The organism is Wenyingzhuangia sp., assembly GCF_039768515.1.
Taxonomy (GTDB): domain Bacteria; phylum Bacteroidota; class Bacteroidia; order Flavobacteriales; family Flavobacteriaceae; genus Wenyingzhuangia.
This window is the reverse complement of sequence record NZ_JBDNAI010000038.1, coordinates 1-20626: the sequence shown is the minus strand read 5'-3', so window position 1 is coordinate 20626 and position 20626 is coordinate 1. Positions and strand designations below refer to the sequence as shown.

19 protein-coding genes are annotated in these 20626 nt (G+C 36.1%); 8 read left to right on the top strand and 11 right to left on the bottom strand.

The window, feature by feature from the left end:
* Positions 1–3: 3 nt before the first annotated feature.
* The gene (locus ABF281_RS02440; protein WP_347180109.1) at positions 4–435 is read left to right on the top strand and encodes a DNA-binding protein; all 432 of its coding nucleotides are present in this window, start codon (positions 4–6) and stop codon (positions 433–435) included.
* A gap of 121 nt (positions 436–556) precedes the next feature.
* Here the strand turns inward: ABF281_RS02440 and galE are convergent, their stop codons facing one another.
* Both galE and ABF281_RS02430 read right to left on the bottom strand, forming a co-directional pair.
* A complete protein-coding gene (gene galE, locus ABF281_RS02435; protein WP_347180108.1) occupies positions 557–1570 on the bottom strand; it encodes a UDP-glucose 4-epimerase GalE in 1014 nt (337 codons plus the stop codon).
* Between the two features lies 1 nt (position 1571).
* Entirely contained in the window at positions 1572–2699 is a 1128-nt protein-coding gene (locus tag ABF281_RS02430) for a DegT/DnrJ/EryC1/StrS family aminotransferase (protein ID WP_347180107.1), read from the bottom strand.
* Between the two features lie 100 nt (positions 2700–2799).
* On the opposite strand from ABF281_RS02430, the gene ABF281_RS02425 reads away from it, so the two are divergent.
* Positions 2800–5166, top strand: coding sequence for a penicillin acylase family protein (locus ABF281_RS02425; protein WP_347180106.1), 2367 nt, complete (start codon positions 2800–2802; stop codon positions 5164–5166).
* A gap of 133 nt (positions 5167–5299) precedes the next feature.
* Here the strand turns inward: ABF281_RS02425 and cysM are convergent, their stop codons facing one another.
* From cysM to panB, 4 genes are read right to left on the bottom strand one after another with little or no spacing between them, the layout of a single operon-like run.
* Positions 5300–6184, bottom strand: coding sequence for a cysteine synthase CysM (gene cysM, locus ABF281_RS02420; protein ID WP_347180105.1), 885 nt, complete (start codon positions 6182–6184; stop codon positions 5300–5302).
* A 5-nt stretch (positions 6185–6189) separates the two neighbouring features.
* The gene (gene epsC / locus ABF281_RS02415; RefSeq protein WP_347180104.1) at positions 6190–6966 is read right to left on the bottom strand and encodes a serine O-acetyltransferase EpsC; all 777 of its coding nucleotides are present in this window, start codon (positions 6964–6966) and stop codon (positions 6190–6192) included.
* A 30-nt stretch (positions 6967–6996) separates the two neighbouring features.
* Complete coding sequence (locus ABF281_RS02410) at positions 6997–7947, bottom strand: 2-hydroxyacid dehydrogenase (protein ID WP_347180103.1); 951 nt, start codon at positions 7945–7947, stop codon at positions 6997–6999.
* Between the two features lie 33 nt (positions 7948–7980).
* Positions 7981–8799, bottom strand: coding sequence for a 3-methyl-2-oxobutanoate hydroxymethyltransferase (gene panB, locus ABF281_RS02405; protein ID WP_347180102.1), 819 nt, complete (start codon positions 8797–8799; stop codon positions 7981–7983).
* 149 nt (positions 8800–8948) lie between these two features.
* On the opposite strand from panB, the gene ABF281_RS02400 reads away from it, so the two are divergent.
* From ABF281_RS02400 to recJ, 5 genes are all read left to right on the top strand, one after another.
* Entirely contained in the window at positions 8949–9518 is a 570-nt protein-coding gene (locus ABF281_RS02400; RefSeq protein WP_347180101.1) for a sigma-70 family RNA polymerase sigma factor, read from the top strand.
* Positions 9519–9522: 4 nt separating this feature from the next.
* Positions 9523–9786 carry a glycine dehydrogenase gene (locus tag ABF281_RS02395; protein ID WP_347180100.1) on the top strand — a complete coding sequence of 88 codons (264 nt, stop codon included), beginning with the start codon at positions 9523–9525 and terminating at the stop codon, positions 9784–9786.
* Positions 9787–9789: 3 nt separating this feature from the next.
* The gene (locus tag ABF281_RS02390; RefSeq protein ID WP_347180099.1) at positions 9790–10434 is read left to right on the top strand and encodes an O-methyltransferase; all 645 of its coding nucleotides are present in this window, start codon (positions 9790–9792) and stop codon (positions 10432–10434) included.
* A gap of 112 nt (positions 10435–10546) precedes the next feature.
* The gene (locus tag ABF281_RS02385) at positions 10547–11956 is read left to right on the top strand and encodes a CotH kinase family protein (RefSeq protein ID WP_347180098.1); all 1410 of its coding nucleotides are present in this window, start codon (positions 10547–10549) and stop codon (positions 11954–11956) included.
* A 153-nt stretch (positions 11957–12109) separates the two neighbouring features.
* Positions 12110–13822: a single-stranded-DNA-specific exonuclease RecJ gene (gene recJ, locus ABF281_RS02380; protein ID WP_347180097.1), complete on the top strand. Its 1713-nt coding sequence runs from the start codon at positions 12110–12112 to the stop codon at positions 13820–13822.
* Positions 13823–13855: 33 nt separating this feature from the next.
* Here recJ and der read toward each other — a convergent pair whose 3' ends face one another.
* From der to proB, 3 genes are all read right to left on the bottom strand, one after another.
* Entirely contained in the window at positions 13856–15178 is a 1323-nt protein-coding gene (gene der / locus ABF281_RS02375; protein ID WP_347180096.1) for a ribosome biogenesis GTPase Der, read from the bottom strand.
* 122 nt (positions 15179–15300) lie between these two features.
* Entirely contained in the window at positions 15301–16551 is a 1251-nt protein-coding gene (locus ABF281_RS02370; protein ID WP_347180095.1) for a glutamate-5-semialdehyde dehydrogenase, read from the bottom strand.
* A gap of 2 nt (positions 16552–16553) precedes the next feature.
* A complete protein-coding gene (gene proB, locus ABF281_RS02365) occupies positions 16554–17624 on the bottom strand; it encodes a glutamate 5-kinase (protein WP_347180094.1) in 1071 nt (356 codons plus the stop codon).
* A gap of 215 nt (positions 17625–17839) precedes the next feature.
* Between proB and ABF281_RS02360 the strand changes: the two genes are divergently transcribed.
* Complete coding sequence (locus ABF281_RS02360; RefSeq protein ID WP_347180093.1) at positions 17840–18130, top strand: rhodanese-like domain-containing protein; 291 nt, start codon at positions 17840–17842, stop codon at positions 18128–18130.
* 134 nt (positions 18131–18264) lie between these two features.
* On the opposite strand, the gene ABF281_RS02355 is transcribed toward ABF281_RS02360, so the two are convergent.
* Entirely contained in the window at positions 18265–18894 is a 630-nt protein-coding gene (locus tag ABF281_RS02355; protein ID WP_347180092.1) for a response regulator transcription factor, read from the bottom strand.
* Entirely contained in the window at positions 18887–20551 is a 1665-nt protein-coding gene (locus ABF281_RS02350; protein ID WP_347180091.1) for a histidine kinase, read from the bottom strand. The genes ABF281_RS02355 and ABF281_RS02350 overlap by 8 nt, the downstream gene beginning before the upstream one ends.
* Between the last annotated feature and the right edge of the window lie 75 nt (positions 20552–20626).

Genomic DNA, 20626 nt, shown 5'->3' with positions numbered 1-20626 from the left:
ATTATGGAAGAGTTTGAAGAAGGTCAAGAGGTTGGAATAGTAGTTGGAAGTTTCTCAAAACTGGGGATTACTGTTTTGGTCGATGAGACTTGTGAGGGGATGTTGTATAAAAATGAAGTATATCAAAGGTTGGAAGAAGGTCAACGCTTGAAAGCATATGTTAAAAAAGTAAGAGACGATGGTCGATTGGATATCTCCCTGCAGCCTATTGGGTTTAGGAATAGTATTACAAAGTTTCAGGTTCAAATATTGACAGCACTAAGAGCACATAATGGTTTTCTGCCTGTGACGGATAAGTCTGAGCCAGACACCATTAAGTATGAGTTGGGGATGAGTAAAAAAGCATTTAAGAATGCCATTGGTGGATTGTATAAAAATAAGGTCATTACTTTAGAGGAAAATGGAATACGACTGATAGAACATAGTGCCGAGTAGTCACACAAAAAAAATCAGCTCTTGAGCTGATTTTTTTTGTGTGATGTAAACTTTTAGCAATCACATAGTTCTGTACAAATAAAAAAACAAGTTTGAGAGGATAGTAAAGATCCTCTTAAAGCTATTCTTGTTTTTTTTCCCATTCCCAGGCAGATTTTAGAGCAGATTCTAAACTCAATTTAGTTTTCCATTTTAACTCCTTGTTTGCCATTGTCGTATCTGCATAAGCAGCAGTGATATCTCCCGCCCTTCGATCTACAATCTTATAGTTTAATTTGACACCGTTAGCTCTTTCAAAAGCCTTGATGATTTCCAAAACAGAGCTTCCAGTTCCTGTACCTACATTGTAAAATTCATATGTATTTTTGTTTTGTTTCTCGATCAGACGTTTTAAGGCAGCAATATGGGCTTTGGCTAAGTCTACAACGTGTATATAATCTCTTATGGCTGTTCCATCTGGCGTGTTGTAATCCTCTCCATAAACAGAGAGTACCTCTCTTTTTCCTGCTGCTGTTTGTGTGATAAATGGAATCAAATTCTGTGGAATACCTAGGGGAAGTTCACCTATTTTTAAAGATTCATGTGCTCCAATAGGATTAAAATATCTCAACGCAATTGCATTAATTCCATAGGCGGTACAGCTGTCTTGAATAATTTCTTCACCAATTTGTTTGGTATTTCCATAAACAGATTCGGCTTTTTTTACAGGAGCCCTTTCTGTGATTGGTAATTTGTCTGCTTGTCCATAAACAGTACAAGAAGAAGAAAAAATAAAGTGGTCTAATTTTCGGTCTCTCATTTCTTGCAAAAGGTAGATCAACGTACTTAAATTGTTTTCGTAGTAATCTAAAGGCTTGTGCATACTTTCACCGACAGCTTTAGAAGCAGCAAAGTGGATAATCCCCTCTACCTCGTATTGATCAAAAAAAGATTTCACTTTTCCTTTGTTACGTAAATCAATAGACTCGAAATCAGGTTTGATACCTGTGATATCTGTTATCTGGTTCAAAACATCGATCGTTGTGTTAGACAAATTGTCAATAATTACGACGTCAAATCCTGAATTTTGTAGAGCGACAACAGTATGAGATCCGATGAATCCCAAACCACCAGTTACTAGTATTTTTTTAGCCATATTATTTTAAATATGTGAGTATGGTTTTTGTAATGAATTCTAGTTGTTCTAGTTCTAAAGCTGTATGCATTGGCAATGAAATCACCTGTTGTACTAGGGTGTTGGTATTGATATAGTTTCCTTCATCTCTATACTCCTGAGCATATGCTTTTTGAGTGTGAAGGGGAACAGGGTAGTAAATAGCATTGGGTATATTTTGAGATTTTAGATATTCATGTAGTTCATCTCTTTTTCCATTGGTAATTCTCAATGTATATTGGTGAAAAACATGATTAGAAAAGGTTGATGTTGTTGGGGTAATAAGGGAGTCAATATCAGTAAAAGCTCTGTTGTAGAAAGTCGCAGCTTGTTGTCTCTTTTTATTGTAAATATTTAGGTATGGTAATTTAGTATTTAAAATATTTGCCTGTATGCTATCTAATCTAGAATTGATACCGACTACATCGTAGTAATATTTTTGTGACATCCCATGGTTGGAAATTCCTTTTAGTTTAACCGCAAGTTCATCATCATTGGTGAACATCGCGCCTCCATCTCCATAGCATCCAAGATTTTTTGAGGGAAAAAAAGAGGTTGTCCCAATGGTCCCCATGGTTCCAGCTTTTTTGGTGGTTCCATCTTCAAAAATATATTCAGCTCCCAAGGCTTGAGCGGTATCTTCAATGACATGTATTCTGTGCTTTTTTGCGAGATTTAAAATTGCTTCCATGTTGGCACATTGTCCAAACAAATGGACTGGAACAATAGCTTTGGTATTTGGGGTAATCGCTCTTTCTAGAGCAGAAATATTCATGTTAAAACTATCTATTTCTACATCTATTAATACAGGAGTTAATCCCAAAAGTTTAATGACCTCTACGGTTGCAGCAAAAGTAAAGTCAACAGTTATCACTTCGTCACCAGGTCTTAGGCCTAATGCCATTAACGATATTTGCAAAGCATCGGTTCCATTACCACATGGGATCACGTGTTTAACCTGTAAATAATCTTCTAGGTTTTTTTTAAAAGTGGTGACCTGAGGTCCATTGATAAAAGAGGTGTGGTCAAGTACTTGCTGAATGGAGTAGTCTATATCTTCTTTTATGTCTAGGTATTGACTCTTCAAGTCAACCATCTGAATTTTTTTCATTTAAGATGTCTTACCTTACAAATTAACAAAATTATAATAAGCTTTCCTAAGTGAAGTGTAAAAGGAATTTCTATCTTTAAGCTTGTTAAAAAAAAAGAATATGAAGAGCGTGAACAAGTTTATTTTGTCTTTTCTGTGTTTATTAGCATTCGTAATGATTGCTGTATATGCTTATTTACTCTATCTTAAACCCACCTATAGGGGTGATATTCATCTTGAAGGAGTTGACAATGCAGAAGTGTATTTTGACAATATTGGTGTGCCTCACATTTATGCAAATACAGAGAAGGATGCATTGACAGTCTTGGGCTATGTTCATGCTCAAGAACGACTTTGGCAGATGGAGCTCTTGAGGCGAATTGCTTCTGGAAGGTTGTCTGAGATTTTTGGGAAAGATTTGTATGATGTTGATGTTTTTTTTTCAAGTCTAGGGATAGATGAAACCATTCATAAGCAAGTAGAGGCCTTGAAAAATAATCAGGAGGTTCAAGAATTAGTTGATGCCTACCTCAAGGGGGTGAACTCATACTTGGATGACGGTCCAACTCCAATAGAATTTTCACTGCTAGGGATAGAAAAAGAACCCTATACCTCAGAAGATATATATTATGTAACAGCATATATGTCATTTAGTTTTGCTAGTGCTTTTAAAACCGATCCTATTTTGACCTTGATCAAGCACAAATTAGGTTCAGATTATTTGAAAGATTTAGCAATAGATTCTGAGGAGAATATTGTGTTTCAAGAGAATTTTGATTTTAGAAAAAAATCAATAGCTAGTATCAACAGTCTTTTGGATAAACTTCCTTTTCCACAGTTTATTGGGAGTAATGGGTTGGTGTTAGCTCCAAAAAAGACAACTACAGGAAAAATACTTTTTGAAAATGATCCACACATCGGTTTTGCTCAGCCACAGGTGTGGTACCAGGCACACATAAAAACTCCTACTTACGAGAATTACGGTTTTTATTTGGGTCTTTTTCCTTTTCCTTTATTGGCACATAACAGAGAGTATGCTTTTGGTCTTACCATGTTTCAAAATGATGATATTAATTTCTATAAAATTCAACAAAATTCTCAGGACAGTACTCAGTATACAACAGGTATGGGGTTTTATAATTATGAGTACTTGCAAAAAGAAATTAAAATAAAAAAGGAGTCTCCTAGAAAAATAATCATCAAGAAAACAGTCTTGGGGACCATAGTCAATTCTAATGCGACAGGTTTTGATTCTGTTCCAACAGCAATACAATGGGTGTATAATGAGAAGCCAAATCAAGTTTTGCAGACCACATATGGAATGAACCATGCGAAAGGGATGTATGATTTTGAAAAAGCAATAGCAACATTGTCAGCACCAGGCTTAAATATTTTGTATGGAGATGCAAGTGATAATATTGGGATGTGGTCTGCGGGAAAATTATATAAACATCTATCTCCAGAGGTCAATACTAAATTTATATTAGAAGGTATGGAGGTGTCACAAATCCAGAAAGAGTGGTTGCCTTTTGTTAAAAATCCCAAAGCGATCAATCCGACAAAAGGATATGTGTTTAGTTCAAATGTTCAACCAGAAGCTGTAGATAATTATTTATATCCAGGCTATTATTTGTCTCAAGATAGAGCTATTGAGTTAAAAAAGGCTATTGAGTTGAAAGATAAACTCTCTGTAGATGAGGTAAAAAATATTGCAAATAGTCACACCAACACATCAGCTTTAAAAAATGTGAGAGAGTTGACTTACGGATTGGATCTAGAGTCGCTTACTCCTTTTGAATTAAAAGTATTGGATAGGTTGGTCAAATGGAAAGGTAACCACGGTTTGGATAATATTGCTCCAACGATTTACTACAAGTTTGTTTTTAGAGTGTTGAAAAATACTTTTGAAGATGAATTAGGAGTTAAAGATTTTAAAGATTTTGCAAATTCTAATTTGTCAAAAAGGACTCAAAATAAGTATTTAAAAAATAAAGAGTCTGTTTGGTGGGATAATGTGAACACTCAAACAAGAGAAACGTTTAAGGACGTTATAACATCCTCTTTTAAAGCAGCTGTTTCTGAATTATCAACGGGTATGGGTAGAGACCTTGAAGCATGGAAATGGGGTAAGGTACATACATTAACTCATGAACATGCTATGGCTAAAATAGAGATCTTGAAGAAGATTTTTAATTTAGGACCTTATCCATCTGTAGGGGGATATGAAACCATAAACAATTTGATGTTTAATTATACAGAGGGAAATGAATTTAAAGTAGTGGCAGGTCCCTCCACTCGGAGAGTTATAGATTTTTCAGCGATTGAAAATTCTTATGCGATAACACCAACAGGACAGTCAGGTTATTTTTTAAGCCCTTTTTATAGTGATCAAACACAGTTCTTCAATACGGGTAAATATCATAAAATGTTGATGAATGAACAGGAGATCAAGAAGAGTGAGAATATTTTAAGGTTTCAATCAAATTAAGAATCTTCTGCGATCAGAAGTAGATGGTTATCGAATACTAATAAAGTCTTCGATTTTGTTTGAGTAAAAAACCAAGAGCTTTGAGAATAAAAACCTCTTCAAAACAAAGGTTTTGATCCTCGTGTTTCCTGCTTTATTCAAATAGATCAGAGGATAAATATCGGTCCCCTCTGTCACAAACTATAGCTACAACGATTCCTGATTTTAGGGTTTCTGCAACTTTTACAGCAGTAGCCACAGAACCACCAGAACTCATGCCTGCAAAAATTCCTTCTTCATTAGCCAATCTTTTGGTCATCTTCCTTGCATCAGCTTCCGAAACTTCTAAGATATTGTCTACCTTTGATTTGTTGAATATTTTAGGTAAGTAGGCTTCGGGCCATTTTCTAATTCCAGGGATCTGTGAGCCATCACTAGGATGCGCACCTATAATTTGAATGTTTGGGTTTTGTTCTTTTAAATAAGTTGAGGTTCCCATAATAGTTCCAGTAGTGCCCATAGCGGCTACAAAGTGCGTCACTTTTTTATTGGTATCTCTCCATATTTCGGGGCCAGTAGTCTTGTAGTGTGCTTTCCAGTTGTCTTCATTAGCAAATTGATTCAACATGACATATCCACCACTTGCAACCTTTTGATCCGCATAATCTCTAGATCCAATGATTCCTGTTTTTGAAGATGTTAAAGTTACTTTTGCTCCATATGCACGCATGGTTTGTATGCGTTCTGCAGTAGAGTTTTCGGGTAAAACAAGTTCAATGTCAATATCAAGTAATTGAGCAATCATAGCCAAAGCGATACCAGTGTTTCCACTAGTAGCCTCAATTAATTTGTCTCCGTCTTTTATTTCTCCTCTATCTAAAGCACCTTTGATCATGTTATAAGCAGCACGATCTTTTAAACTACCTCCCGGATTGTTACCTTCTAATTTTAGTAATAATTTTACATTTGGATTTTTTACCAAACGAGTAGCTTCTATTAAGGGGGTATTGCCAATAAAATCTAATAGCTTGTGGTACATAGTATTTATCTTGTTTTTATGTTTGCTTCGATCGTGTTGTACACAATTGAGTTTTCTGGCACGGATTTGGTTACCCATACGTTACCACCAATAATTGAGTGCTCTCCAACAACAGTATCGCCTCCTAGTATGGTTGCATTCGCATAAATACATACATTAGATTTTACTGTAGGATGTCTTTTGATGTTTTGTTTGTCCTTACTTATACTTAATGCACCTAGAGTTACCCCTTGGTATATTTTAACTTGTGGTTCGATTACACAAGTTTCTCCAATCACAATTCCTGTAGCATGATCTATAAAAATAGGTGCTTTAATCGTGGCTCCAGGGTGAATGTCTGTTCCTGTTTGTCTGTGCGCATATTCACTCATCAATCGAGCAAACAAATGTAGATTTTGGTTGTAGATTTCATGACTCATTCGATGAATGGCTAACGCATAAAACCCAGGATAAGCAAAGTAAATTTCTTCTAATCTTCTAGCAGCAGGATCAGATTCCATAAAATATTGAGCATCTCTGTTTAAGTCCTCAAGAATTAGAGGTAGTTTTTCAGAAAAAACAATCCAGTTTTTACTACATTCCTCTGAGGTAGATAGACAAGATATTTTGGCTGCGGTTTTGAATAGATTTTCTAATGCTCCAAAACTTTCTGCGATATCAATACTATCGTCAAACAAAGTATTGAATATTTTTTGTGTGAAATCCTCAACAGAGGTTTTTACACTGTAATTCAGATTGGTGTTTTGTTTGATTCGCTGTAATTCTTTTATTGTTTTTTCCATGCCTTGCTTGTCTAAGTCTAAAATTAAGCATTACAACTCTTTATTAAAAAAATATGAGCCTATCTTTTTTGTAATTGTTTTCGCAAGTTTGAATTTTGACTCTACGGTCCACCCTGCGATATGTGGGGAAAGGAGTACATGATCAGCTTGAATTAAGTAATTAAAGGCAGAGGGAAGCTCTTTGTTTTCAAAAAGATTTTCAAAAGATAATTTTTCATACTCTAAAACATCTAGGCATGCTCCTAGTATTTTGTTTTGTTTGAGTGCAGTAACAAGGTCTTCAGTTACAACAGCTGTTCCTCTGGCAGTATTAATGATAAAGAAAGATTTTTCAAAATGGTTGATGAAATCAGAGTCAATCATTTTGAAAGATTGTTTGTTGTGGGGGGTATGAATACTCAGTATATCTGTTCTTTTTTGTAGTTCTTGAAGGGAAACTTGAGTACAGTTTTCGTCGCCAACATGATCTTTTAAATCAAAGCAAATCACTTCACAATCAAAGCCTTTTAGTTTTTTTGCAAAGGATTTCCCCATATGTCCATAACCAATCAATCCAACCGTTTTACCTTCAAGTTCGATGCCTCTATTATCTTCTCTAAGCCATTGTCCTTTTCGTATTTGTGAATCTGCTCTTTTTAAATGATTGAACAAAGTTAGGATCATGCCCAAAGCATGTTCTCCTACAGCATTTCTATTTCCTTCCGGTGCCGCGATCAAAACAATACCTTTACGCTCAGCATATTCACAATCAATGCTTTCTAAACCAGCCCCTACTCGTGCAATAAACTTTAGTTTTTTTGCTGCATCTATAAATGTTTTGTCAATCTTGAAACGACTACGAATTACGATCCCATCGTAATTTGCTATTGTTGTCTCAATAGTTTCTTTTGAAGAGGTAAAATCTTCGTGATTTTCACAGCCTAAATTTGCTAAATCTTCCTTTAAAATTTCGTGATTTGAATCTAAGTGAAGTACTTTCATTTTTTAAACGCTGATGTTGGTGGCAATACTCGGTTAATATTGTTCTTTTTCGTTTGGGAAATCTTTTGTCTTTACATCTGTATTGTATTGGCTAAAAGCGCTGCTCATTTCTTCAAACAAATTCGCATATCTACGTAAAAAACGTGGGTGAAATTCATGAGTCATACCCAGCATATCATGTACGACTAGTACTTGCCCATCTACGTCTGGACCTGCTCCGATTCCAATGACAGGGATGGTTAACTGTTCAGCCACTTTTTTAGCTAGTTTCGCAGGTATTTTTTCTAAAACCAAAGCAAAACAGCCTTTAGCCTCTAATAATTTAGCGTCCTCCAATAATTTTTTGGCTTCAGCATCTTCTTTTGCACGAACAGTATAGGTTCCAAATTGATAAATAGATTGTGGCGTCAATCCTAAGTGACCCATTACAGGAATTCCAGCTTGAATGATTCGAGATAGAGAACTTTCTATCTCAATTCCACCTTCAACTTTTACCGCATGAGCACCAGATTCTTTCATGATTCTAATCGCAGATCTTAGCGCTTCTTTAGAGTCAGATTGGTAGCTACCAAAAGGAATGTCAACGACAATCAAACTTCTGTTTGAGGCTCTGACCACTGAACTAGCGTGATAGATCATTTGATCTAGTGTAATGGGCAAGGTTGTTTCATGACCAGCCATTACATTAGAGGCGGAGTCTCCAACCAGTAAAACATCTATTCCAGCATGGTCAATAATTTTTGCCATGGTATAGTCATAGGCGGTAAGCATAGAGATTTTTTCTCCATTACTTTTCATTTCTATCAAGGAATTTGTTGTGACTCTTTTGTATTGTTTTCTTGCTGTAGACATAATCTATTTGATATAAAACCTAAGGGTAAAATTACTCTTTTTTAAGGACTTTATGTAATTAATTATATAGAACTACTATTTCCCAATTGTGATTGATAAAGTTGAATGTTTGCAATTAAAACTTTATATTTATGAGTAAAAAATGAAAGATGTCAAAAGAAAAAGTCAATAATTTGTCTCCAGATCTTTGGGTAGATAAGTATGCAGATTACCTTTTTAATTTCACCATTACTAGAGTTAGGGATGTTGATGTTGTTAAAGACTTGATCCAAGAGACTTTTTTTGCAGGATTAAAATCAATGAGTAGGTATGAGGGAAAGGCAAGTGAAAGGACTTGGTTAATTTCTATTTTAAAGCGAAAAATAGTTGATCATTACAGAAGATCAAACTCCAATAAAGGAAGGGCAGAAGTAAGAATGAACTTTTATAGTGAGGCAAGTAGACAAGGGGATTGGATTGAAGAAAGCGTATCACAAACAGGATCAAATAGGCCTGATGCCCAATTGGAAGCAGAAGAGTTGGGGCAAGTATTATCATCTTGTATTAAAAAGTTGTCCAAACGGCATAAAACTGTTTTTGAAATGAAAACTCTTCAAGATTTTGAGACAGATGAAATCTGTAAAGTTCTAAAGATCAACCCCCCTAATTTTTGGGTGATCCTGCATAGGGCGAGAATTCAATTGAGAAAATGTATGGAAGACCACGGGTTCAAAAGATAATCGAATGAAAATAAACTTAAAATGTGAAGAAGCAAAAATGATATGTACCAAATCTCAATACGGAGCAGCGACTTGGAGGGATAAAATAAATTTGAACATTCATTTTGTTTGTTGCAAAGTATGTTGGAGGTTTGCCAAACAGAATTCTAAATTGTCAGAGATTTGTGCGACGATAAAAAAAACAACCTATAGTCAAAGCATACAGCTTACTGCTGAAGACAAGAAGAAAATGAAGATGAATATTGAATGTTTCGAAAATAAAAATTAAAAAATGCATTTTTTACCAGAAGAGATAGAGGATTATGTAGTTAATCACTCGCAGTCAGAGCCAGAATTATTAGCTTCTTTGAATACAGAAACTTGGCAAACTGTTCTAAATCCCCGCATGTTAAGTGGTGATTTTCAAGGAAGGTTATTGTCGATAATTTCAAAACTGGTTCGTCCAACCTCTATTTTAGAAATTGGTACTTATACAGGTTATTCTGCGCTTTGCATGTGCGAAGGGATGACCAGCAAAGGAACTTTACGAACCATTGATAAAAACGAAGAATTGTACGATTTGCAACGCAAGTATTTTGATCTTTCTGGGTATGGTGAACAAATTCATCAGTATATCGGGAATGCATTGGATATAATCCCTACCATAGATGAAAAGTTTGATTTGGTTTTCATTGATGCAGACAAGGCTAACTATTCTAACTATTTTGACTTGATCATAGACAAGATGAATCCTGGGGGTGTGATTCTCTCAGACAATGTATTGTGGAGTGGAAAAGTGATACAAGAATTAGATCCAAAAGATATTGATACCAAGGAACTGCTTGTTTACAACAAAAAAATAAACGAGGATTCAAGGGTGGAAACGGTATTGCTTCCCATTAGAGATGGTTTGACGCTCACAAGGGTCATAGATTGAATTTAATTTATAGACTTTGGCTTTATTTTTGAAATTAAATTTTAAAAACAATTCCTATTGGTCAAAAGTTTAATTGATGAACAAATTTGAGTAAAAGATAAAAACCTAAGACATGATGAAATACAATCAGTGGAAATCCTTTTTATTTGTCCTTTGGGCTTTGGTCCTATTCTCATGTGACGATTCGAAAGAGTCTGAGTATGAAGACGAAAAAGAAAATACAGAGGAAATAAAAGAAAAAGAACAGGGAGAAGGGCTCGCAGACTGGACAACAGAAACCCATACAGATCAATTGGGAGTTGGTTATGCAACCGTTTTTCCCCAAGACAGAGTCAATAGAATAGACATTGTTCTTTCTGCCGAAGAATATGCGAGTATGCAGTCAAATCTAGCTTCGTTAGCTTCTCAAAATATAGGCAATAACTTTACAGATGACAAACCAGACTATGTGGCCTGTGATTTCTTCTTTAATGGTAAGCAATGGTATGAAGTAGGTGTTCGTTACAAAGGGAATTCAAGTTTATGGTCTGCCTATGATAGAAGAAACGGTAAATTACCTTTGCGTCTAAAGTTTGATAAATTTGAAGATGACTATCCTGAAATAAAAAACCAACGATTTTATGGGTTTAAAGATTTAGCCTTAGGTAGTAACTTTAGTGATAACTCCTTGATGAGAGAAAAGTCTGCTACAGATCTTTTTAATGATTTTGGTGTTCCTGCTGTACAGACAGCATACTATGAGGTGTATGTAGATCATGGAGATGGAACAAAGATTTATTATGGTTTATACACTTTGGATGAAGTGGTTTTTGATACGATGTTAAATACGGTATTTGGTAGTCAAGAAGGAAATTGTTACAAGCCCGATGGAGAGGGTGCCAGGTTTGGCTCTAGTGGTTTTACTTTGGATGATTTTGAGAAAAAAACAAATGAATCGGAAGGGGATTGGTCTGATATCCAAGAGCTCTATAATGTGTTGCATTCAACTTTGCGAACATCAGATCAAGAAGCTTGGAAAACAAATTTAGAAAGTGTTTTTGATGTACAGGGATTTTTAAAATATTTAGCGGTAAACAATACCATACAAAATTGGGACACTTACGCGAACATGACTCACAACTATTATTTGTACCACGATTCTACAGATGATTTGATCAAGTGGATTGTTTGGGATCATAATGAGTCTTTTATGCCAGGAAAAGGAAGAAGAAATGCGATTTCTTTGGATATGAGTGAGGTAGGATCGAATTGGCCTTTGATCTCCTATCTAAGAGCGGTGGATTCTTATATGGTTGATTACAAGGGATATTTAAAAGATTTTAACGACAATTACTACGTGCCAGCAACTATGGACGTGGTGTACAACGGATGGTCTAGCTTGATTTCATCGAGTGCGACCTCAGAAACCTCGGGGTATACAAATCTGACTGGAGGTGCAAGTGGATTTGAAACAGGAGTTCAGGAATTAAAAGATTATTGTAGAACAAGGAGTGCAGCTGTAGAGTCATATTTAAATCAGTAAACCTCCCTTGAAAGGTTTATGAGCAATAGAAATATCTTATACATGAGGATTATTGGTGTTAAATAACTAGAACAAAACAAATGGAAGAATGTTGGTCTATCGCACCTATTTCTGTTAAGTTTGTAGGGTGCTGTATATCGAAAACTAAAAAAAATGCGCTGGATTTCTAAAACTTCCCCAGATATCGAAATTGTCGATACTTTATCCAAGTCTTTAGGGATCAACAAAGTGTTGTCTCAGTTATTGGTGCAAAGAGGGATACAAACTTTCGAAGCCGCCAAAAGTTTTTTTAGACCTAGTTTAGACGAACTTCATGATCCTTTTTTGATGAAAGGAATGGAACAAGCCGTAACTCGTGTGCTTCATGCGATTGAAAATGGTGAAAGTATCATGGTTTATGGGGATTATGATGTAGATGGAACCACAGCAGTTGCTTTGGTTTCTTCCTATTTGTTAACGTTATATCCCAATGTCGTTACTTATATACCAGATAGATATGAAGAGGGGTATGGAATTTCGTATCAAGGGATTGATTTTGCTGAGGACAATGATATTTCTTTAATCATTGCATTAGACTGTGGGATTAAAGCCATAGAAAAAGTCGCTTATGCCAAAGAGAAAAACATTGACTTTATCATTTGTGATCACCATAGGCCAGGAGCTATAGTTCCTGAAGCTGTTGCAGTGCTAGATCCAAAACAGAAGGATTGTACCTATCCTTATGATGAACTGTCCGGGTGTGGTGTTGGGTTCAAGTTCATTCAAGCCATTGCCCAAATTCAAGAACAACCTTTTTCTGAGTTGATTCCTTATCTTGATCTTTTGGCGATCAGTATTGCTGCTGATATTGTTCCTATTGATGGTGAGAATAGAATTCTAGCTTATCATGGATTAAAAGTCATCAACAGCAATCCAAGACCAGGAGTGAAAGCCATTTTAGAGCAAGTCCAAAAACAGGTTTTAACCATTACAGATGTTGTCTTCATCATTGCTCCTAGGATCAATGCAGCAGGTCGAATTAAAAAAGGAATTCACGCAGTAGAATTGATGACCGAAAGAGATTTTACATTGGCGAAAAAATATGCAAGTGCTATTGATCAATACAACGCAGATCGAAAAGAATTGGATAAAAAAATTACAGAAGAGGCCTTACAACAGATCAAAGAAAATAAAGAAGAACAAAATAGCACAACCGTTGTCTATGCTGAAAACTGGCATAAAGGTGTTATTGGTATTGTAGCTTCAAGACTTATAGAAACCTATTACAGGCCAACATTAGTTTTTACCAAAAGTGGTGAAAAGCTTGCTGCCTCTGCACGTTCTGTAAAAGGTTTTGATGTTTATAATGCTTTAGAAGCTTGTTCAGAACATATTGAACAGTTTGGAGGACACAAATATGCTGCAGGCTTGACTTTGTTACCGGAAAATTATAAAGCGTTTAAAGATGCTTTCGAAATAGAAGTAAACAAAACATTACCTGATGCTTTGAAAACGCCAGAAATTGTGATCGATGCAGAGGTTGAATTGGCGGATTTGACCGCTAAGTTTTATAGAATATTGTCTCAGTTTGCTCCTTTTGGCCCCGCAAACATGAAGCCTGTTTTTAAAGCCACTGCGTTAAGAGACAATGGCTACGGTAAGCGAATAGGTAAAGTAGTGCTAGAGGGAGATTTGCCAGAGCATTTAAGGTTGAATATCGTCTATGGCGCCGACGATAAAACATACAACGCAATTGGTTTTGGTATGGGGTCTCATTTAGAGGAGATAGAAAAAGCGCCCTCTTTTGAAGCCGCTTTCACAGTGGAAGAAAACCATTGGAATGGATATACCTCTCTTCAGTTGATGTTGAAAGATCTCAAAATATAGTTAACCTAGGGTTTCTTTTAAACGCGATCCTTTTTATTTTTGTCTGAAGTAGATGGTAATAGGGACCCCTTTGAAATCATAAATTTCTCTCATTTTATTTTCTATAAAACGTTTGTAAGGATCTCTAATGTATTGAGGTAGATTAGCGAAAAAGGCAAATTGGGGTGTTGGTGTGGGTAACTGCATACAGTATTTGATCTTAACATATTTTCCTTTGATCGCTGGTGGAGGAAAATTTTCTATCAATGCAAGCATTGTTTCATTTAGCTTACTGGTTGCAATTTTGTTAGATCTACTTTTATGAACCTCTACAGCTGTTTCAAGCGCTTTGAGTAATCTTTGCTTGGTAACCGTTGACGTAAATACAATGGGTACATCCGTAAATGGAGCAATTTCTTTTCGGATCATTTCTTCACACTTTTTCATGGTGTTGGTTTCCTTCTCCAGTAAGTCCCATTTGTTAACTAGAATGACAATTCCTTTTCGGTTTTTTTGAGCCAGCCAAAATATGTTTTGATCTTGACCCTCAAACCCACGAGTAGCATCAATCATTAAAATAGCGACATCACAGTGCTCTATGGCCCTAACAGCTCTCATTACAGAATAGAATTCTATGTCTTCTTTGACTTTTGATTTTTTTCTAATCCCAGCAGTATCGACAAGTTTAAAATCAAAACCAAATTTATTGTAGGTAGTATCAATGGTATCTCGTGTGGTTCCTGCGATATCGGTTACAATATTTCTGTCTTTTCCAACTAGCGCATTAATAAATGAAGATTTTCCTGCATTCGGTCGTCCGACTACTGCAAATTTTGGCAGCTCGTCAGTTGCATCTAGAGACTCTTCCTCTTCTTTCACATCTTCCATTTCTTCAACCAAGGCATCTAATAATTCCCCAGTTCCACTTCCATTGATAGATGAAATCGTATAAAAATCACCTAGGCCTAGGTTATAAAACTCATATGCATCTGCTTCACGCATTGCATTGTCTACTTTGTTGATGGCAACAAATACGGGTTTTTTAGCTTTTCTCAATAGGATTGAAACACTTTCGTCTAAAGGAGAGATTCCAGTTGTAACATCTACTACAAAAACAATAATGTCGCATTCTTCTAGAGCTAACATCACCTGTTTTCTGATTTCTTCTTCAAAAATATCATCAGAGCCTTCTACATATCCTCCGGTATCTATCAAAGAGAATTCTTTTCCATTCCAGTCACTTTTACCATAGTGCCTGTCTCTAGTAACACCACTAACATCATCAACAATAGCTTCTCTACGTTGGATGAGTCTATTGAATAATGTAGATTTCCCAACGTTGGGTCTTCCTACTATGGCTACAATACTATTGTTCATGGATTGAAAATTTTGTGCAAAGATACGTAAAATGAATGGTTATAAAATCAAAGCAAATCATGAATGCTTGAATTTAAAACGTATTTGCTTTTTTCTTTAAATATGACTTGTATACAAGACGCTTAGGATCTGGTTTGACCGTCTCCTTTGATCACCCATTTGTAAGATGTAATCTCATCTAAGGCCATAGGTCCTCTGGCGTGTAATTTTTGTGTACTGATTCCAATTTCTGCCCCCAGACCAAATTGAGCACCATCAGTGTAAGCCGTTGATGCATTTGCGTATACTGCCGCTGCATCTACCACATTTAAATATTTAGCGATGGTTTCAGCGTTTTCAGAAACAATTGCTTCACTGTGTTTTGAACTGTATTTTGCAATATGATTTAAAGCTTCCTCCATGGAAGATACTGTCTTGATAGACATGGTATTGGCTAAAAATTCTGTACCGTAGTGTGTTTCCTCTGCTTGGTTTAATAAGTCTTTTGGGTAGTTGTCCAAGTGGGATAACGATTGTGTGTCTGCATAAATAGTCGTTCCTTTACTAGCCAATTCTGATGATAGCGAATTCAAATGTTGAAGTTGTGACTCGTGAATTAACAAGCAGTCCAAAGCATTACAAACACTAACCCTTCTTGTTTTTGCATTGGCAACGATGGCTGCTCCTTTTTTAACATCTCCATCTTTGTCAAAATAGACATGTACAATCCCCGCCCCAGTTTCAATTACGGGTACTTTAGCGTGTTCACGCACAAAATTTATCAATCCTTGACTTCCTCTAGGAATGATGATGTCAACATATTCTACAGCGTTTAGCATCTCGGTGGTAGCGCTTCTGTCTGCTGGAAGTAAAGTGACAATATCTGTGTTGATGTTGTTGTTTTGCAACACTTCTTTGATGAGGTTTACAATGGCGATGTTCGAAAATTCTGCATCACTTCCTCCTTTTAAAATACAGGCATTTTGAGTTTTGAAACACAATGAAAAAACATCAAAAGAGACATTGGGTCTTGCTTCATAAATGACACCAATCACACCAATAGGAACACGAACTTTTGAAATGTCTAAGCCGTTGTCTAGAATTTTATGGTCAATTATTTTTCCTACGGGACTTTCTAACTGGGCTACATTCTTAATGTCATTGGCTATGCCTGTAATTCTTTCCGCGTTTAGCAACAATCGGTCGTACTTAGGATCATTATGATCCATTCGATCTAAGTCTTTTTGATTTGCTGCCAAGATGAACTCTGTATTGGCTATGGCTTTGTCTGCAATTTCTAGCAGTACTTTGTTGATTTCAAGTGCTGATAATTCAATTAATGCTCTACTTGCGTGTCGAGTATTTTCAAATGTTTCTTTTAATTTAAATTCCATGTCTACTTTAGGGTTAAGTAATTATAGTGCACTAGCGCAGGTTGCTGTTTTTTGTTTTTAAACTTTCGGGCTTTCTCTGCACTGTAAGATGCCCTTCCGAAACCTACTTCATTACCGTCTTCATTTGCTATGGTAATGATGTCTCCTTTTTTAAAATCACCTTCAATTTTTACAATACCAACGGGAAGTAAACTATTTGCAAAGCTGTTTAAAAGCGCTTTTAAGGCGCCTTGATCAATCGTTACTTTTCCTTTTGAAAAAGTTTCTGAATTGGTGATCCATTTTTTTATTGCAGATTTGTTTTTTTCATGTTTGGCCTTAAAAAAGGTGCCTTGTTCTCTGTTCAATAATTTTGTTGTTATGTGGGGTGTGGCTCCGTTCCCGATAGAAACATGGACGCCTAAATTGGCAATATTTATGGCGGTGTTTGCCTTAGATAACATGCCTCCACGTCCAAATTCTGATTTTTCTTCAGTAATGGCCTCTACCAGATTCACTTCTTCGTTTTCAAAATCTCTGATGAGTTTTGCTCCCGGCTTCGTAGGGTGGTCTGTAAATATTCCATCTACATTGCTCAGTATTAGTAGTTCGTCTGCATTGGTCATTGTAGCCACCAAGCCTGATAATTCGTCATTGTCTGTAAACATCAATTCTGTTACAGATACGACATCATTTTCGTTGATGATCGGCGTGATGTCACATTTTAGCATGGCTTCAACACAATTGGTCATGTTTAGATAATGCTCTCTTGTGCTAAACGATTCTTTGGTGATCAAGACTTGTGCACAAACCAATCCTAGCTTGTTAAAGTAATGAGCGTAAAGATGCATTAACGAAATCTGTCCTACTGCGGCCAAAACCTGTCGTTTGCTAATTGTATCCAATGAGGAAGGCAATGTAGTCAACGCTCTTCCAGCAGCTACAGCTCCAGAGGAGACCAGAATTACTTGATGTCCTTGTTTCTTTAACGTCGCAATTTGTTCAACAATATGTTCAATACGCTTTTCATCAGGAGCACCAGAGGAAAGGGTAAGTACATTAGAACCTATTTTAATTAAAATTGTTTTAGACATAGCATTTCTATTGCATAAGGTTACAAATCAAAAAAATAACAACCACAATGCTGCAAAAGTCGTGTTTTTTTGAATAATGGACAAACGCTATGATTTTCATATTACATAAGTTGTATTCAAAAAGAAATCAATATGCTGGACGATCTGAGCCATAACATGCTGATAATCCTAAAACAATTGTTAAATTTGTCCCTAGATTTCAAAAACATAACAAAATGAGTCAATTTGATAACGAGAAAATTCAAGAATATTTAAAAGCAGAAGCAGTGGTGTTAGATGTAAGATCTGATGAAGAGTTTGCAGAAGGTCATGTTTCTGGATCTGAGCATATTGTTTTGCAAACCCTTCCAGGGAAAGTTGATTTAGTAAAAGCTTATGCAAAGCCAGTCATTGCAGTTTGTAGAAGTGGAGCAAGAAGCCAACAAGCGACAGATTTTTTAAAGCAGCATGGAATTGATGTGATGAATGGGGGACCTTGGCAAAACGTAGCTCAATACGTAGAATAGCCTATAGATAAAATTTCTTTGAAAAGTTCTTTGGAAATCTCCAAAGAACTTTTTTTTGTGGCTTTGTTTTTAGATTAAAAATAGAAGATTCAGTTGGTTTCAGAAGTTTTGATAAACTTTTTATCAAGCGATGGTTACAGTAGATCTAAACTGTAGGCTTTGTTGATGAGTTCTGCTGTGTTTTTGACCTCTAGTTTTTTTAACATATTGAACCTGTGCGTTTCTACAGTTCGAGTACTGATATAGCGTTTGGCAGCTATTTCTTTGGTGGTCAATCCTTTGGATAGTAATTGTAGGATTTCTTTTTCTTTCAACGTTAGTTTTCTTTTTGGGGTCACTTCAGATAAGCTATCTATCATTTTGATAGACAATTCTTGATTGTAGTATTTGCTGCCTTCATAAACTTTTTTAATGGCTACTAGTAGTTCATCTTCATCCGTATTTTTTAACAAGTAACCGTAGGCACCGTATGAGGCACATTTTGCTACGTAATTTCCATCATCATGCATAGAAATGGCAATTGCTTTGATGTTTTTGTATGATGATCTTAATTTGATTAAAACCTCAAAACCATTCATTTTGGGCATCGACAAATCCAATAAGATGAGGTCTGGGTGTCTTCCTTTTTCCAAAGCCTCGAAAAGGGCTTCACCATCAGATACGCTAGTTAGGACTTCTAAATGTTCGTGTTTGTTTAGCAATGAAGTCAATCCATCTCTAAACAATTGGTGATCGTCGGCAACGATTAAGTTTATTTTATCCATGGCTCAAGGGGATTTCAATTTCGACAACAGAATTTTTAGGCTTACAATCAAATATAATGAAACCATTCAAAATTTCTACACGCTCTTTAATGTTAATGATTCCAGCACCAATAGTGGCTGCTGTTTCATTGTAGCCGCTTCCGTCATCGAAGTAGAAAATGGAAAGATGATCTTCAAATTCAGTCATAGAAATCCTTATCTTACTTGCTTGGGCATGTTTTACACTGTTGTTGATCAACTCTTGGCTAATTCGAAAGATGCTTATAGCAATATGGTCATTGATTTTAGTTTGTTCTTTAAGTAGGTTATCGTCGAGTTTGATATTAATATTTGTACTGGTTCTAATGAGATTTACAAATGTTTTTAATGTTTCGCCTACTCCAAAATCAACAAGGGAAGGAGGCATCAGGGCGTAGGTCATTCTTCTGGTTTCTGCGATGGTGTTGTCAATCAACAATTTCATTTTTTCTTTTTCGTCAAGGGAGATGGTCATGTTTTCTACAAAAAATCTAAGACTGGTTAGCAATGGACCAATCCCATCGTGTAATTCTTGAGCTAATCTTTTTCTTTCGGTCTCTTGTCCTTCAATCAGAATCCTTTTTTTAGTGGTATTGGCTTGAGTAAGTTTTTGTTGGTATTCAATCAATTTATCTTTCATTTTGATCAATGAATTCCCCAGAACATCTTCTTCTGTTTGGGGGCTATAATCGCTGTCAAATTTCATTTCTCCAATTTCGTGTGAAAAATCAATCGCTCCACTCAATGATTTGTTCAATGAGTTTAGTGCTTTACAAATGTCATTTATTTCGGTGAAAGCTGTTTTTTTGTTTGTACAGGCTTCATAATTTCCTTTGGTCATGCCCAACAATCTGTGGGTAACGTTTTTTAGAGGTCTAGTCACCAGTTGAGAGAAGAGGATTCCGCAAATAAGAGCAACAATAAGAATACCACTGGCAATATAGAGTAGTTTGGTTTTCATGCGTTGTAAAGGAAGAATAACTTCGGTCACATCCATTTCTGTGAGAATGGCCCAATGGAGGTTTGATACTTTGAGTGGCTCGTAAACACTATATACCCATACCCCTCTGTAATCTTTGTAGATTCCCTGTTTTAAAATTTGGTTGAAGGTATTGAGGACACTTTTGGTTTTGGCAATGATGCTAAAAGGCGCTTGGGTTTTGTAAAATCTAGAGATAGACCTCAATCTGTAATCTTGTCCTACCAGGTAAGTCTCACCAGTTTCTCCCATTCCTGTTCTTTCCAGTAATATTTGTTGTATGTATTTCCCGCTAAGGGTTTTAAGGCTAGTGATGCTGTCGTTTTGAACTTTGACAAGACCTATGAGCAAATTGCCATTGTTGGAGAGTGGTGTCAAATCATAGATACCACTACGATCAATGACAAAAGGCAGACGGCTGAGGTCTTTTAGGTTAAACTCGTTTGTAGAATCTTCTGTGTTCTCCATAAAGTGAAACCACTCTGAGTGCAAGTATTCTTCTATTTGTCTTCGTTTTAAACGTTCTATGGAACTCAATTGAGAGAGTATCCTTTCTTCTATGATGTCTTCAAACAAGTGATAAAACGAGGTGGATAGTGAAATGACGACCACTAGTAACAGCGAGTTGATGGTGATGATAAACCATGTTTTGATATGCATTGCGTTTCTATATTAGGATAAATCGGTGATACTTCTAAAGTACAAAAAATCAGACATATACGTTAGGAGAGCATT

Coding starts and splice junctions, on each gene's coding strand:
- der (WP_347180096.1), bottom strand. CDS start 15,178: ATGAACAATAGTATTGTAGCCATAGTAGGAAGACCCAACGTTGGGAAA.
- galE (WP_347180108.1), bottom strand. CDS start 1,570: ATGGCTAAAAAAATACTAGTAACTGGTGGTTTGGGATTCATCGGATCT.
- epsC (WP_347180104.1), bottom strand. CDS start 6,966: ATGGAAAAAACAATAAAAGAATTACAGCGAATCAAACAAAACACCAAT.
- cysM (WP_347180105.1), bottom strand. CDS start 6,184: ATGTACCACAAGCTATTAGATTTTATTGGCAATACCCCCTTAATAGAA.
- ABF281_RS02390 (WP_347180099.1), top strand. CDS start 9,790: ATGCATTTTTTACCAGAAGAGATAGAGGATTATGTAGTTAATCACTCG.
- ABF281_RS02355 (WP_347180092.1), bottom strand. CDS start 18,894: ATGGATAAAATAAACTTAATCGTTGCCGACGATCACCAATTGTTTAGA.
- ABF281_RS02350 (WP_347180091.1), bottom strand. CDS start 20,551: ATGCATATCAAAACATGGTTTATCATCACCATCAACTCGCTGTTACTA.
- recJ (WP_347180097.1), top strand. CDS start 12,110: ATGCGCTGGATTTCTAAAACTTCCCCAGATATCGAAATTGTCGATACT.
- ABF281_RS02410 (WP_347180103.1), bottom strand. CDS start 7,947: ATGAAAGTACTTCACTTAGATTCAAATCACGAAATTTTAAAGGAAGAT.
- ABF281_RS02440 (WP_347180109.1), top strand. CDS start 4: ATGGAAGAGTTTGAAGAAGGTCAAGAGGTTGGAATAGTAGTTGGAAGT.
- ABF281_RS02360 (WP_347180093.1), top strand. CDS start 17,840: ATGAGTCAATTTGATAACGAGAAAATTCAAGAATATTTAAAAGCAGAA.
- ABF281_RS02385 (WP_347180098.1), top strand. CDS start 10,547: ATGATGAAATACAATCAGTGGAAATCCTTTTTATTTGTCCTTTGGGCT.
- ABF281_RS02425 (WP_347180106.1), top strand. CDS start 2,800: ATGAAGAGCGTGAACAAGTTTATTTTGTCTTTTCTGTGTTTATTAGCA.
- panB (WP_347180102.1), bottom strand. CDS start 8,799: ATGTCTACAGCAAGAAAACAATACAAAAGAGTCACAACAAATTCCTTG.
- ABF281_RS02395 (WP_347180100.1), top strand. CDS start 9,523: ATGAAAATAAACTTAAAATGTGAAGAAGCAAAAATGATATGTACCAAA.
- ABF281_RS02370 (WP_347180095.1), bottom strand. CDS start 16,551: ATGGAATTTAAATTAAAAGAAACATTTGAAAATACTCGACACGCAAGT.
- ABF281_RS02400 (WP_347180101.1), top strand. CDS start 8,949: ATGTCAAAAGAAAAAGTCAATAATTTGTCTCCAGATCTTTGGGTAGAT.
- ABF281_RS02430 (WP_347180107.1), bottom strand. CDS start 2,699: ATGAAAAAAATTCAGATGGTTGACTTGAAGAGTCAATACCTAGACATA.
- proB (WP_347180094.1), bottom strand. CDS start 17,624: ATGTCTAAAACAATTTTAATTAAAATAGGTTCTAATGTACTTACCCTT.